Origin of the sequence: Microcoleus sp. ARI1-B5, assembly GCF_036705795.1 — a bacterium.
Lineage (GTDB): Bacteria > Cyanobacteriota > Cyanobacteriia > Cyanobacteriales > Microcoleaceae > Microcoleus.
Genome location: NZ_JAUBVK010000036.1, coordinates 16,301 through 30,466, shown reverse-complemented (window position 1 = coordinate 30,466; position 14,166 = coordinate 16,301). Strand labels below are relative to the sequence as shown.

Annotated in this window: 11 protein-coding genes; 5 read left to right on the top strand and 6 right to left on the bottom strand. The window is 48.9% G+C overall.

Annotated features, from left to right (window positions below; translation table 11 throughout):
• Positions 1-110 precede the first annotated feature (110 nt).
• The 4 genes from QUB63_RS30575 to rpoB all read right to left on the bottom strand — a co-directional run bounded on the left by QUB63_RS30575 (position 111) and on the right by rpoB (position 6,701).
• Positions 111-1,985 carry a DNA-directed RNA polymerase subunit gamma gene (locus QUB63_RS30575; protein WP_332949131.1) on the bottom strand — a complete coding sequence of 625 codons (1,875 nt, stop codon included), beginning with the start codon at positions 1,983-1,985 and terminating at the stop codon, positions 111-113.
• Between the two features lie 83 nt (positions 1,986-2,068).
• Positions 2,069-2,836 (bottom strand): HNH endonuclease, encoded by a 768-nt coding sequence (locus QUB63_RS30570; protein ID WP_332949130.1) that lies wholly within the window; start codon positions 2,834-2,836, stop codon positions 2,069-2,071.
• 42 nt (positions 2,837-2,878) lie between these two features.
• Positions 2,879-3,181: an HNH endonuclease gene (locus QUB63_RS30565; RefSeq protein WP_332949129.1), complete on the bottom strand. Its 303-nt coding sequence runs from the start codon at positions 3,179-3,181 to the stop codon at positions 2,879-2,881.
• A gap of 133 nt (positions 3,182-3,314) precedes the next feature.
• Positions 3,315-6,701 carry a DNA-directed RNA polymerase subunit beta gene (gene rpoB, locus QUB63_RS30560; RefSeq protein WP_332949128.1) on the bottom strand — a complete coding sequence of 1,129 codons (3,387 nt, stop codon included), beginning with the start codon at positions 6,699-6,701 and terminating at the stop codon, positions 3,315-3,317.
• A 325-nt stretch (positions 6,702-7,026) separates the two neighbouring features.
• Here rpoB and QUB63_RS30555 point away from each other — a divergent pair, with 325 nt between their 5' ends.
• Complete coding sequence (locus QUB63_RS30555; protein ID WP_332949127.1) at positions 7,027-7,212, top strand: hypothetical protein; 186 nt, start codon at positions 7,027-7,029, stop codon at positions 7,210-7,212.
• 75 nt (positions 7,213-7,287) lie between these two features.
• On the opposite strand, the gene QUB63_RS30550 is transcribed toward QUB63_RS30555, so the two are convergent.
• Positions 7,288-8,067 carry a TatD family hydrolase gene (locus tag QUB63_RS30550; protein WP_332949157.1) on the bottom strand — a complete coding sequence of 260 codons (780 nt, stop codon included), beginning with the start codon at positions 8,065-8,067 and terminating at the stop codon, positions 7,288-7,290.
• A 226-nt stretch (positions 8,068-8,293) separates the two neighbouring features.
• Complete coding sequence (gene rpsT, locus QUB63_RS30545) at positions 8,294-8,593, bottom strand: 30S ribosomal protein S20 (RefSeq protein ID WP_332949126.1); 300 nt, start codon at positions 8,591-8,593, stop codon at positions 8,294-8,296.
• 486 nt (positions 8,594-9,079) lie between these two features.
• Between rpsT and QUB63_RS30540 the strand changes: the two genes are divergently transcribed.
• The 4 genes from QUB63_RS30540 to QUB63_RS30525 all read left to right on the top strand — a co-directional run bounded on the left by QUB63_RS30540 (position 9,080) and on the right by QUB63_RS30525 (position 14,137).
• Positions 9,080-9,493, top strand: a complete 414-nt coding sequence (locus tag QUB63_RS30540; protein WP_332949125.1) for a hypothetical protein — start codon at positions 9,080-9,082, stop codon at positions 9,491-9,493.
• Between the two features lie 273 nt (positions 9,494-9,766).
• Positions 9,767-11,080: a histidinol dehydrogenase gene (gene hisD / locus QUB63_RS30535; RefSeq protein ID WP_332949124.1), complete on the top strand. Its 1,314-nt coding sequence runs from the start codon at positions 9,767-9,769 to the stop codon at positions 11,078-11,080.
• Positions 11,081-11,299: 219 nt separating this feature from the next.
• The gene (locus tag QUB63_RS30530) at positions 11,300-11,728 is read left to right on the top strand and encodes a universal stress protein (protein WP_332949123.1); all 429 of its coding nucleotides are present in this window, start codon (positions 11,300-11,302) and stop codon (positions 11,726-11,728) included.
• A 285-nt stretch (positions 11,729-12,013) separates the two neighbouring features.
• Positions 12,014-14,137, top strand: coding sequence for an ATP-binding protein (locus QUB63_RS30525; RefSeq protein ID WP_332949122.1), 2,124 nt, complete (start codon positions 12,014-12,016; stop codon positions 14,135-14,137).
• The last annotated feature ends 29 nt before the right edge of the window (positions 14,138-14,166 follow it).

The window sequence follows — 14,166 nt, the reverse complement described above, 5'->3', positions numbered from 1 at the left end:
ACATCGATATTTAGGGTTCGCTTTGTGTACCTTGCCGCTAAGTCGCACCTCATTTTTTTCGCCTTTAGGACTTACCAATTACGAATTACCAATTACCCATTGCCCAATTCCTAATTGTTAATTACCGATTCGATCGTTTGGTGATAGATAATCCGGCCCGGAGTAGTCCGAATAAACTGATTGATCGTCTTACCCTCTGAATCGAACCGAACCCGACGGAACTTGTATTCTTTCGTCACAGTACCGTCTGTCGATCGCTCCACCTTCAGCGGTTCACCTTCGGGTTCTGTGTTTTCCATCGCGCCTTGAAACCGCACCCACACGTATGAGTGCAAGTCCACGACTCCTTGTTCGTAAGCTACAACCGCGTCGGTAAGGTTGGAGAAATAATTACCTGCTCCTTTTTGAGCGTGAGGATTTTCGGCTGTCAAGTAATAGCAACCGAGCACCATATCTTGAGAAGGAGTGACGATCGGTCTTCCGGTTGCCGGCGACATAATGTTGTTAGAAGCCAGCATCAGCAAGCGGGCCTCCGCCTGAGATTCCAGAGACAAAGGTACGTGAACGGCCATTTGGTCGCCGTCAAAGTCAGCGTTAAAAGCCGGACAGACTAGCGGGTGAAGCTGAATCGCCCTTCCGTCTACCAAAATCGGCTCAAAGGCTTGAATCCCCAAACGGTGCAGCGTCGGCGCCCGGTTCAGCATGACGGGGTGTCCTTCAATCACCTCCTGCAGCACGTCCCAGACACTGGGATCGTTGCGCTGGATCAGTTTTTTGGCTGCTTTGATGTTGTTGACGAGTCCTTGGCGGATTAGGCGGTGGATGACGAAAGGCTGGAAAAGCTCGATCGCCATTTCCCTCGGCAAACCGCACTGATGAATCTTCAGTTTCGGCCCCACCACAATCACCGAACGTCCAGAGTAGTCAACCCGTTTCCCCAGCAAGTTTTGCCGGAAACGACCTTGTTTCCCTTCAATAATGTCCGACAGCGACTTCAGCGGACGGTTGTTTGCGCCCACCACAGTCCGGCCCCGCCGTCCGTTATCAATCAGCGCATCCACAGCTTCTTGCAGCATCCGCTTTTCGTTGCGGATAATAATCTCCGGCGCCAGAATTTCTTGCAGTCTCGCCAAGCGGTTGTTGCGGTTGATAACTCTCCGATAAAGGTCGTTGAGGTCGCTCGTTGCAAAACGCCCGCCGTCTAGCTGCACCATCGGCCGCAAGTCCGGAGGAATCACCGGAATTACACTGAGAACCATCCAATCGGGTTGAGAACCCGTAGCGATAAAGTTGTCAATTACCCGCAAGCGTTTAATTAACTTCGCCCGTTTTTGGCCTTTAGCATTAGCAATATCTTCCCGCAGCTTTTCCGCTTCGCTTTCTAGCGGAATATTTTGCAGCAAAACTTGCAAAGCTTCAGCACCAATTCCTACTTCTACGCCCGTCAGCGTGGAATCTTCGCTGTAAAGTTCATCTTCTATTTCCAGCCAAGCATCTTCTGTGAGCAATTGCTTGTATTGCAGCTTTTCAGCATTACCAGCATTCAGCACAACATAAGCGTTGAAATAGACAATTTGTTCTACATCTCGCAGGGGCATATCTAACAGAATTGCCATGTAACTGGGGATGCCTTTGAGATACCAAACGTGAGCTACTGGAGCTGCTAATTTAATAAATCCCATCCGGTGGCGGCGGACGCGAGATTCAGTGACTTCAACACCGCATCTCTCGCAAACAATGCCTCTATGACGCACTCTTTTGTACTTGCCACAATGACATTCCCAATCTTTTGCAGGCCCAAAAATGCGCTCGCAAAACAATCCGTCCATTTCCGGTTTTAATGTCCTATAATTTATGGTTTCTGGTTTGATAATTTCGCCGGTAAGCTGACCATTGGGTAAAGTTCTCTCTCCCCATTGTCGAATTCTTTCTGGTGAAGCTAACCCAATCTTTACGTAATCAAATCGTTGTTCTATCTTAGCCATTCTTGACTCCACTCGATGATTTACTTGAAATTATTGGCTCTAATTAATCTGTTTTGATTGATTGTTTTGCAATTAAATCACTATCAGACTCCTTTATATGTGGCATTAGTTTTAATGTCATAAATGACATTTTTGGACACTCCCAATTCGCGAGAAATTTGAGCAAGAGATTCTCCAGCTTTAATTCTTTCTCGCACATCCTCTGCTTGAGCAAAAGTCAGCTTGCGATCGAGATATCCACCCATGCGAGGAATCGGAACCTCTTCGCCTGCTTCCTTCCAAGTCAGGTGATACTTAATATTGTGTATAGTTGAGGGAGTTACGCCGTATGCTTCAGCTACATCCTTCATTCTCTCTCCTGCTGCTAGTTTTTGCCGGATTTCTCGCACTTTTTCCCAGTCTAATTTGGCATTGGAAAGGGGATGACTTTTTCCTTGGGTGCGTCCTTTTTGGGAAGCATCTAAGGCATTTTGGGAACGAGTACCAGCCCAGAGGTGTTCTGGATTAATACAACTGGGAGTATCGCAAGTATGACAAGCATCCATATAGGTGGGAAGTTCATATCCTAATTTCTCTGCTAAAACAGCACGAGTGACTGTTGCCTGTTTCCCATCTTTTGTTAAATACCTGCCATAGCCGGCACCGTCTTTTGCGCCTTGGAAAATTATGCAGCCGTTGTCTTGAATTTCTCCTACAAAGCGTGGGGGAACTGTGGTGAAATTATCTGGAATATTTGTCTGAACGATCTTAGTAATAGTTTCATGTTGTACCCCATACTCTCGTGCTAGGTGTTTTTTGGCTGTTCCAGATAAATATTTAGTCTGAATTTCTCGCAGTTGTTGGATAGACAATTTACCACTTCCCGCAATACTTTTTCGTCTGGGAGTTTTGCGTTAGCGCAGCCCTCGAAGAGGATCGCGCCCCATCATCTGTCCGGTATTCTCAGCAGCAGACCCCGCTACGAGATGTTCCGGGTTGATGCAGCCTGGATTGTCGCAGGTGTGGCAAGCAAAATAACTGGAACCGAGGAATCCTGCTATTTTCGATTCGAGGACTAATCGGTGGACTAATACCGTTTTGCCATCGATCCACTTACGCCCGTAACCGTTACCAAACTTACTGCCTTGCCAATTAATACAGCCTGTCTCCCGATCGAATTCTCCTTCAATTCCGGGGATAACTGTTACAATAATCATGTCAGCGCATCTCCTTGTTAGAGCGTTGATTCGCCTCAACAGTGGTACGAACACTGCTGAGGCATTTTTATTTGAGAGTATCGATTAAAGATTTTAGATTGAATGTTGCCAAAAAATCTAAAATCTAAAATCCCTAATCCTCGTCGAGTTCGTCGCGAGAAAGCGATTCGTAGGTAGGCCTGGAGGGCGATCGCCTGCCGCCGGCATCCGCCATCAAATCCACCTCAACGTGCTCGCTGCCTTCGTCGTTCGTATTCACCTTGTGCACGGCAATGTCCAAGCACAAAGACTGCAACTCCCGCATCAGCACTTTGAAGGATTCCGGCGTACCGGGGCGCGGGATGGCTTTGCCCTTGACGATCGCGTTCAAAGCCTCGTTTCTGCCCTGCATGTCGTCCGACTTGACAGTCAGCAACTCCTGCAAAGTATAAGCTGCGCCGAACGCTTCGAGAGCCCAAACTTCCATTTCCCCGAACCGCTGACCCCCCTGCTGCGCTTTGCCGCCCAAAGGCTGCTGCGTTACCAGCGAGTAAGGCCCCGTGCTGCGGGCGTGGATTTTGTCGTCTACCAAGTGGACGAGTTTGAGCATGTAGGCGATGCCGACGGTGACTGGGCGATCGAACGGTTCGCCAGTTCGGCCGTCGTAGACGATCGTTTTGCCGGGGTGCTTTTCGTCGAACACCCAAGGCTTGCCAGTTTTTTCGCGCGCCTCCTCCAGCTTGCCGTGAACGGTTTCCCGCGACTTTTCAGCCCCGTGCATTTCATCAAACGGCACCATCTTGAACCGCATCGACAGGTTTTCGCCCGCCCAGCCCAGCAAGCATTCAAAAATCTGACCCACATTCATCCGCGACGGTACGCCCAAGGGATTGAGCACGATGTCAACTGGGGTGCCGTCGGGCAAGTAGGGCATATCTTCCATCGGCAGAATCCGGGACACGATACCTTTGTTGCCGTGGCGGCCGGCCATTTTGTCGCCGACTTGAATCTTGCGTTTTTGGGCTACGTAAACGCGGACGACCATATTCGCGCCGGGGGGCAGTTCGTCGCCCTGTTCGCGGGTGAAAACCCGCACGTCCACGACGCGGCCTTTTTCGCCGTTGGGTACGCGGAGCGAGTTGTCGCGCACGTCTCGGGCTTTTTCGCCGAAGATTGCCCGCAGCAGTTTTTCTTCCGGCGGTTGGTCGGATTCGCCTTTGGGCGTGACTTTGCCGACTAAAATGTCGCTGGCTTCTACCCAAGCGCCTTTGCGGATGATGCCCTGTTCGTCTAGCTGCCTTAAAGCGTCTTCGCCGACGTTGGGAATTTCGCGGGTGATTTCTTCCGGGCCGAGTTTGGTTTGGCGGGCTTCGATTTCGTATTTTTCAATGTGGATGCTGGTGTATACGTCTTCGTACACCAAGCGCTCGCTAATTAGCATGGCGTCTTCGTAGTTGTATCCCTCCCAGGGCATATAAGCTACGAGGATGTTGTGGCCCAGGGCGAGTTCGGCGCCTTCGGTGGAAGAACCGTCGGCGAGCACCTGGCCGGCTACGACGCGATCGCCCTCATAGATCAGCGGGCGCTGGTTCAAGCAGGTATCTTGGTTCGATCGCTGATATTTTTGGAGTTCGTGTTCGATGCAGCCGGCATATTTTTGCTTCCAAACCGAGGGCTGCTTGGCTTTGAGGTCGTCGTATTCCCGAATCATGAAATGTTCTTCGCTGGAATTCGACTCGGCATCTACCGCCAGCGGCTTGACAATAATCCGGGTTGCGTCGATGTAAATCACCTCGCCGTCGATCCGGGAAACTACCACCATCCCGGAATCTCGGGCGGCCTGAGCTTCCAAGCCGGTACCGACTAGCGGGCGTTCTGGTTTCAGCAGCGGCACGGCTTGCCGCTGCATATTCGATCCCATCAGAGCTCGGTTGGCGTCGTCGTGTTCCAAAAACGGAATCAGCGATGTCGCCACGGAGACGATTTGCACGGGTGAAATCGCCATGTAGTCCACCTGCATCGGGGTGGTGGTGGTGAATTCTTGGCGGTAGCGGACGGCTACGGTTTCGCCCAAGAGGTTGTTGTTTTCGTCGAGGCTGATGTCTCCGGGGGCGACGCGCAAGTCGTCTTCTTCGTCGGCTGTCATGTATACGGGGGCTTTGTCGCGCAGCACCCGTCCTTTTTCCACTGGATAAAAAGGTGTTTCGATGAAGCCGTAGGGGTTGACGCGGGCGTGGGTTGCCAAGGAACCGATGAGTCCGGCGTTGGGGCCTTCCGGTGTTTCGATCGGGCAAATCCGGCCGTAGTGGGACGGGTGAATGTCCCGCACTGCAAATCCGGCGCGTTCGCGAGTCAAGCCTCCGGGGCCGAGGGCGGACAGCCGGCGTTTGTGGGTCAGTTCCGCTAGGGGATTGGTCTGATCCATGAACTGAGATAGCTGCGAGGAACCGAAGAATTCCTTGATTGCTGCTACCAGCGGTTTGGGGTTGACCAGGGAAGCGGGGCTGAGGGAGTCGGCGTCGGAGACGGTCATCCGTTCGCGGATAATTCTTTCTAAGCGGTTGAGCCCGACTCTGACTTGGTTTTGCAGCAGTTCTCCGACGCTGCGGACGCGGCGGTTGCCTAAGTGGTCGATGTCGTCGGTTGAGCCGATGTCGAATTCGAGGTTGATCAGGTAGTCGATCGCTGTCAAGATATCTTGGGATGTCAGCACCCGCACGGTGTCGGGAACTGTCAACCGCAGTTTTTTGTTGAGTTTGTAGCGGCCGACTCTGCCCAAATCGTAGCGTTTGGGGTCGAAAAAGCGGGAATTGAGGAGCTGTTCGCCGCCGGCTACGGTGGGGGGTTCGCCCGGTCGCAGTTTGCGGTACAGCTCCATCAAAGCTTCTTCTTCGCCGAACTGTCCTTCTTTTTCGATCGTTTTTTGGAAGTATTCCGGGTGGCGCAAACTGTCGTAGATTTCGCCATCTGTCAAGCCTAGGGCTTTGAGCAGCACTTGGGCCGAGAGTTTGCGGGTTTTGTCGATTCTCACCCAGACTAAATCGTTTTTGTCTGTCTCGAACTTGAGCCACGCGCCACGGTTGGGGATGAGGCTGGCGTTGTAGGAGCGGCGGCCGTTTTTGTCTGTTTCTGATTTGTAGTATACGCCTGGCGATCGCACGATTTGGTTGACGATTACTCGTTCCGCACCGTTGATGATGAAAGTGCCGCGCTCGGTCATCAAGGGCAAGTCGCCGATGAAGACTTCTTGCTCTTTGATTTCGCCTGTTTCTTTGTTAATCAAGCGGGTGGGGACGTACATTTGCACCGAGTAGGTGCTGTCCCGGCGCTTGGCTTCGTCTACGTCGTATTTCGGGCGCTTGAGTTTGAAGTCTTTGCCCATGAAGTGGAGTTCCAGCTTGCCCGTGTAGTCTGTAATTGGGGAGAAGCTGTCGAGTTCTTCGATCAGTCCGGCTTCTAGAAACCAGCGAAAACTTGCCCGCTGGATTTCGATCAGGTCGGGCAGGGTGAAGGCGAATTCTGTGTAATCTTTAGTGGTCATGGGTGTCCTTTTTCCGCAGTGGCTCTAGCTTTTTACATGGCGCCAAGGCTTGGCCTTTTTACCTTGTTGCGTTTTTTTGATGGATTGTGTGAGAGAATTTATATGATGTTTTCGATCGCCTGCCAACTGCTGCAACGGTTATTTTTACCTATCGCTCGCCGTAGTTTTGTGCGGATTTTGGCTTCGATCGAGATGCTTTTAGCTTCGATATCTTGGTGTTTCCGGGTAAATTCCCTACACATTTGACTCCTAAAATTTACTTGACAGCTATTGCCAAATTGCTGAGGTTCCAAGTTTTTTGTGATGTGTAAGTTTGAGGTATTGCTTGATTTTTTTGCCTGCTTTGAAGGTTAGGGTATCCTCGCCCAAGCTGGCAGTGCGGCGACTGCGATGGCGCCGATACCAAGCGATCGCCCGATCGGCTGGTTCTTTTTATTATAGGACGCAAATCCGATCGCAGCAGGCAACTCCCAAAGAATCTCAAATCAAGGATGAATTCGGTTTTTTCTGAAGAATATAGATGAGATTTTCCCCGTTGCTTGCCCCTAACTCGACCTGTTTTCCTCGTTTCTCTGTTCTGAATAAGCTAAAGTGAAAAGCCGAATAGCTGACAAGCATTTTCGGTTGTCTGCTGAGACAAAGTTAAGAGAGAAACTCCTCTCAATTTAGCAACTTGCTCGGCTACGTAATAGACGTAAGCTGGTTCGTTGCGTTTTCCCCGTTGGGGTACGGGGGCCAGAAAAGGGCAATCTGTCTCGACTAGGATGCGATCGCTACTTACCATACAAGCTGATGCTTGTATTTGCAAGGCGCCTTTAAAGGTGACTGTTCCGCTAAAACTGATGTAGAAACCCAGATCTAAAAACCACTGGGTTTCTTCGGGCGTACCTCCCCAGCAGTGCATCACCCCGCGCACCGGGCCGCGTGTTTCCCAAAAGTTCCGCAGCATTTGGGCCATTGGGGCGGCGGCGTCGCGACAGTGAATAATGACTGGTTTGTCGAGTTCCTGGGCAATTGTAAGCTGTGCCTCAAACACTTTAAACTGGTGTTCGCGATCGTCTGCTTTAAAAAAGTCCAGTCCGGTTTCCCCGATCGCCACTACCCGAGAGTCTGAAATCGCTAGTTCCCTAATCAGGCTTGCAGTCTCGTCTTTCCACTTGTCGGCATCTAGGGGGTGAAGCCCTACCGCAAAGGAGACTTCTGCAAACCGATTGGCAATTGCTTGAATTCCAGCAAACTCTTCGGGTTCTACACAAGAATGAACCAGCCGAACCACACCCGCTTCGCGCCAGCGTTCTCGAATGGCTTCTAACTCCGACTTGAAAGTCTGAAAGTTGATATGAACGTGAGTATCGATGAGCTGCATGGGGAATGTCCGAGTGTCCGAGTACCTGAGGTAGGAGGGGGAGAGGGCGAGAGTGGGGGAATGGGCGGAGTGGGAAAATTTTCCCGGTTCCTTTTTTTCCTCAACATCCATCGGTCAAATCCCTACACTGCTCGTTGCCGAACTTGCCTTTTCCTTTTTCCCTCAACATCCATCCGTTAAATCCGTTACATCTTGTACATTGCTCGTTGCCGAACTTCCTTCTGTCTTAGGATGCTACTTGTGTTTCGTGTGGCTTGAGGGTTCTGGCCAAGCGGGACTTTTTGCGAGCGCCGTTGTTGCGGTGCAGTACACCTTTTTTCACAGCTTTGTCAATTTTGCTGTAGGCCTCAGACATCCGTTGCTGGACTTCTTGCATTAATTCAGGGGTAGGAGATGCGGCGTACTTTTCTACGGTTGCAAAATACTTCTTCATCAGAGTTTTTACTGCTGACTTGTAAGACTTGTTGTACAAGCGGTTGCGCTCTGCGATTTTGACTCGTTTGACGGCGGACTTAATATTTGCCATAGTTCAGTTTGTGGAAGTAGGTATTGATTGATACAACCTTGTCTCAAGATAGTCTAAAGACACGGGGTTTTGCAGGACAACTTTTTCCGGAGCGAGCCACAAAAAGCTTGATTTTTCAAGGCCGAGTCAGACAGCCACTAGCCTCTAGCTCAGATCGAGCTGAGTCGGCTGCTACTTTTTGGTGGCGGTCGCGCAATAATTTTTTATTGACCGCGCCCCAAAATAAATACTGTGCCACGTACTCCTGTCGCGATCGGCCCAAAATTTTAGACCTTAATTCAAGCTCCCAGATTCACTGCGCTGCAAGTCAATCGACAATGGAAAATCGAAAAATGGAAAATCGATTGACTCGTTTAACGACTCATTTTTTACCCCTGACGACACTCAAAGGTATCACACGGGTGTTAAGGAGGCGTGTTGCGGGGCTTGTACCGCCACCAGTTAAAGTTACGGTTTATTGCGCGCAATTTTCAAGTATACAATAACTTGGCGTTTTTTTATAAAAAATTATCAGGTGTTGGAAAATCTAATATAGCATCTATTCCGCTCAAAATCCCATTCCCTGAAAAATCCAAGTTAAGCTATAACAAAGAGTACGGGTTATTTGGGCTTCGCCAAGAAGCACTTGCAGAAGACGGAAGGCAGAAGGTAAAAGACGGAAGGCAGAAGCTAGAAGACGGAAGGCAGAGGGAAGACAAAAGAAGGAAGAGGCCGGAGGGAAAATTTTTCCCATTTCTGACTCTCGGACTCGGACTCCCTCGGACACTCTCACTCTCTCACCCTCTCACCCTCGGACTCCGCACCCGGTTCTGTGACAGGCAATTCCAAGAAAAGGTTGTGACCCCGCCCAGAAAAAGGTGCCGTGCCCCGACAATCGTCGTGGAGATGCCAAAATTTTAGACGAAGGTTCAAGATCCCAGATTCATCTGTGGAGTCAATCTAAAATCTAAAATCTAAAATCTAAAATCGACTGACTTGTCCTCAGTGTTGCAAAATCCTCGACAGAGATTTAAACGCTGCACTGAAGCCGGGAAACGAAGCCTTTGAAACTGCCGCGAGTCTCGCGGTTTAAGCTTGTGGACTGGTGGTGGGCGACTTCTCCAGGAGATCGCCACAAAAATCCCCAATTGTCAAGCAAATGTTAGTGAATTATTGACGGCATTCCTAATCTCCATGCTGCGAATTATTACTCAGTGGGTTGAGGCACAAGCTGAACTGCGACGAATCTGCGATCGCACCCACGACGAACTTGTCGTTCACAAAGAAGCCACCGTGCGGGAGGTGCTGCAAGCTGTAAGGCGCAAAGGCGATAAGGCCGTGCTGCACTATACCGCTGAATTTGACCGCATGACCCTAAATGTGGAAGATTTACGGGTGAGCGGCGCCGAATTGGATGCTGCTTACCAGCAGGTGTCGAAAGAATTATTAAATGCGATCCGGCTCGCTTGCAAACAGGTAGAGGCGTTTCACCGACAGCGCGTCCCGAAGTCTTGGGTGCAGTTTGGTGATGACGAGGTTGTTTTGGGCAAGCGCTACACGCCGGTCGATCGCGCGGGGATCTACATTCCTGGCGGTCAGGCGTCCTATCCGAGCTCGGTGATCATGAATGCGGTGCCAGCTTCGGTCGCCAAGGTGCCGAGACTGGTGATGTGTACTCCCCCCGGACAGGAGAAGAAAATGAATCCTGCGGTGCTCGTAGCGGCTCAGGAGGCGGGAGTTGATGAGATATATCGGGTAGGCGGGGCGCAGGCGATCGCAGCTTTGGCCTACGGTACGGAAAGTATTCCCAAGGTAGATTTAATTACCGGGCCGGGGAATATTTACGTGACGCTAGCTAAAAAACTGGTTTACGGGACTGTGGGGATCGATTCTCTGGCTGGGCCCTCGGAGGTGCTGATTATTGCTGATGCTTCGGCGAATCCGGTACACGTAGCAGCAGATATGTTGGCTCAAGCCGAACACGATTCGATGGCGTCGGCGATTTTGCTGACGGCGGATTCGGTGCTGGCTAGAAAGGTGGTGGCTGAGGTAGACAGACAGTTGACAAATCACCCGCGCCGGACTTTGACGGAAAAGGCGATCGCGAATTACGGTTTAGTTGTAGTGGTTGATTCTCTGAAGGCGGCGGCGGAACTCTCTAACGAGTTTGCTCCGGAACACTTGGAATTGCAAGTGGCAGATCCCTGGGCTTTGCTCGAACAAATTCGGCACGCTGGGGCGATTTTCTTGGGCTTATCGACGCCGGAAGCTGTGGGTGATTATTTGGCTGGGCCGAATCATACTTTGCCGACTTCAGGATCTCCGCGCTATGCTTCCCCGTTGGGGGTGGAAACTTTTATGAAGCATTCGAGTTTGATTCAATATTCGCCGGCTGCACTGAAAAAGGTGGGTAGGGCGATTAATGTGTTGGCCCAAGCTGAGGGTTTGCCTTCTCATGCTGATTCGGTGCGCTTGCGGACTGAAAATGAGGGAAAGGATGAATTTTAAATTTTAGTTGGTAGATTTTAGATTGGCGATCGGGACTTGCGCGCTGCGGGATTAAGAAATCCCGTTTCTTCCAAAATCTTGCTTTAATGACGCAATTATGTTAGGAAACCGGGTTTTTGTGTGAGGGCTGATGATGTTGGCCAGCAGCGCGAGATTGTTGAAAGTAGGCGACAATCAATGAAAAATTTAATATCTAAGTTATCTGAGATTTAAAATTCCATGGTATTGAATACTGTTTTGGTGGCGATCGACAGTTCTGAGTTTGCAGGACAGGTGCTGCAAGCTGTGGGGGAATTTCGGCTAGAAGCGACGGCCAAGGTGATTCTAGTTCATGTTGTGAGTCCGGGTACGTCGGATTTTGACGCGGTTGTCGATCGACCTCACGCTCAGGGAAATGAGATTGCTTATCGAGAAGTAGAGAAGTTGTTGCAATCTTATCAGGAAAAGTTGCCTTGCGAGAGTCAGTTAGAGATTGTTTCGGGGGAACCGGCCGAGGAAATTTTGCGTTTGGCTAATATTTATAAAGTGGACTTAATTGCGATCGGCTGTCGGGGTTTGACTGGTTTAAAGCGAATTTTGGAGGGTTCGGTGAGTGCTGAGGTTGTGGCTGAGGCTCCTTGTTCGGTGTTGGTGGTGCGGGCGAAGTAAGTAGGCTGGTAAATGCGATCGACTATTGGATTTACATAAACCAAGATAGCTATTAATATCATTTGTTAGTTGAATGCAAAAATTAACGACCTATCAAATATATGCTATTTTGTCAATTTACCGACCAACGGACAAATAAAAAACTTCCAGTAAGCGATCGCTTTTAACCGCAGATTAACGGGCATACAAAAAGGGCGATTCACGCTCGGGATAGCTCCGCTTCACGCTCAGGGAGATGAATTGATATTATGATAGACTCGAACCAATGGCTAAGCATTATCATCTATGCCTCCAACTGCGAATTGTCTAAAAATTCCTCTGCGTGGTGTTCTTGTTGTTCCTTTTGTTCTACAAATCTTTACAGCAGTGAGCTTAACAGGTTGGCTTTCGTTACGCAATGGACAAAAAGCGGTTAACGATGTGGCGACTCAACTTCGTCAGGAACTAATAGCACGCATTGAAGGAGAACTCAAGCAATATATCAACAAACCTCATGATATCAATCGTGTGAATTCAGTCGCTTTTGCACAGGGCCACATGGACATGGTGAATGGCCGCAACGCTAAGCAATTTTTAACCCAAGTGCAAATCTCCCCTTTTGTTTTTTCATCCTATTGTGGCGATGCTCAAGGATATTATCTGGGTGCGACTCGTCGAGAGTCAAAAATCGCGATGACTGCGAGTAATCAAGAAACAAACTATCATTTTTATTTTTATGAAATGGATAATTGGGGCTATCGGCAAAAATTCCTAGAACAGGTAAACTCTTCTTACGATCCTCGCCAACGCCCCTGGTATCTTTCTGCTGTGAAAGCAGGGAGGCCTACTTGGAGCAATATTTTTGTGAATATTGTCAACAATGGTAAGCCTGCAATTACTGCCAGCGAACCTGTCTATGACTCAGAAGGTAAACTTGTGGGTGTCTGTGCCACTCTTGTTGTCCTCTCAGAAAATTTAAGGGAATTTCTGGGAAGTTTGTCTATTGGTAAAACAGGTAAGGCTTTTGTGATGGAGCGATCGGGTTCAATGATTTCTAGTTCAACAAAAGAGCCACTAATCAAAGGACAAGGTAAAGCTCAGAAGATGATTTACGCCGTGGAAAGTAGCGAACCATTTGTGCGGGAGACAGCTAAATATTTGCAGAAATATTTTGGTAACTTTGACCAAATTCATAAATCAGAACAGTTAGAATTTACCCTCAACAGTGAACGGCAGTTTGTTCATTTGCTACCGCTGAATGATGGTAGAGGCATCGATTGGCTAATTGTAGTCGTCGTGCCTGAATCTGATTTTATGGAGCAAATAAATTATAATAGAAATACGACGATTATCCTGTGTCTATTATCACTGGTAATCGCAACAGGATTAGCAATTATCACTTCACAATGGATAGCTAAACCTATTCGGCGATTGAGTCAAGCCAGTCAGGCGATCGCCAGTGGAAATTTCGAGCAAAATGTTCCCGACACTCTCGTAGAGGAATTGGTAACTTTATCAGTATCTTTTAATCAAATGAGTCAGGAATTAAAGAACTCTTACCACACCCTCGAACAAAAAGTAGAAGAACGCACTCAAGAACTACGGGAGACTCAAGCCCAACTCATCCAAAGTGAGAAAATGTCATCTCTGGGGCAACTGGTAGCCGGGATTGCCCATGAAGTGAATAATCCCGCGAATTTTATTCACGGTAATTTATCTCATCTTAGCCAATATACCCAAGATTTACTAGAGCTAGTACAGCTTTATCAAAAGTATTATCCCCAGCCGGTATCGGAGATTCAAGCCAAGTCGGAAGATATTGAGATCGAATTTTTGAGCGAAGACTTATCAAAACTGCTCAAGTCTATGAAAGTAGGTTCTGAACGTATCCGCGATATTGTTAAATCTCTACGGAATTTTTCTCGATTGGACGAAGCAGATTTCAAAGCTGTCGATATCCATGAAGGTATTGAAAGCACCCTGATGATTCTGCAAAATCGTCTCAAGCCCAGACACACACATCCAGAGATTGAAGTGATCAAAGAGTACGGTAATCTGCCGCATATCGAATGTTATGCAGGACAACTTAACCAGGTATTTATGAATATTCTGACAAATGCTCTGGATGCTTTAGATGAGCGAGACCGGGTGGAGAAAAAGACAATCCGGATTAGTACGAGTCTGTATAACTCAGAATTGGTCAGAATTTGTATTGCTGATAATGGGTGTGGCATCACAGAGGAAGTCAAAAAACGGCTATTTGACCCATTTTTTACCACCAAACCGGTAGGAAAAGGTACGGGAATGGGGATGTCTATTAGTTATCAAATTGTGAGCCAAAAGCATAAAGGAAAACTGTGGTGTACATCAGAACCCGGAGAAAGAACAGAGTTTTGGATCGAAATCCCCCTAAATCAAAGTGTTATTTAGTTGAGGATATTCGCGAACTGTGGCATTAT

Bases quoted from the DNA above. Each gene is read 5' to 3' on its own strand.
- QUB63_RS30575 (WP_332949131.1), bottom strand. From the start codon at position 1,985: ATGGCTAAGATAGAACAACGATTTGATTACGTAAAGATTGGGTTAGCT.
- QUB63_RS30565 (WP_332949129.1), bottom strand. From the start codon at position 3,181: ATGATTATTGTAACAGTTATCCCCGGAATTGAAGGAGAATTCGATCGG.
- rpoB (WP_332949128.1), bottom strand. From the start codon at position 6,701: ATGACCACTAAAGATTACACAGAATTCGCCTTCACCCTGCCCGACCTG.
- QUB63_RS30550 (WP_332949157.1), bottom strand. From the start codon at position 8,067: ATGCAGCTCATCGATACTCACGTTCATATCAACTTTCAGACTTTCAAG.
- rpsT (WP_332949126.1), bottom strand. From the start codon at position 8,593: ATGGCAAATATTAAGTCCGCCGTCAAACGAGTCAAAATCGCAGAGCGC.
- hisD (WP_332949124.1), top strand. From the start codon at position 9,767: ATGCTGCGAATTATTACTCAGTGGGTTGAGGCACAAGCTGAACTGCGA.
- QUB63_RS30530 (WP_332949123.1), top strand. From the start codon at position 11,300: ATGGTATTGAATACTGTTTTGGTGGCGATCGACAGTTCTGAGTTTGCA.
- QUB63_RS30525 (WP_332949122.1), top strand. From the start codon at position 12,014: ATGCCTCCAACTGCGAATTGTCTAAAAATTCCTCTGCGTGGTGTTCTT.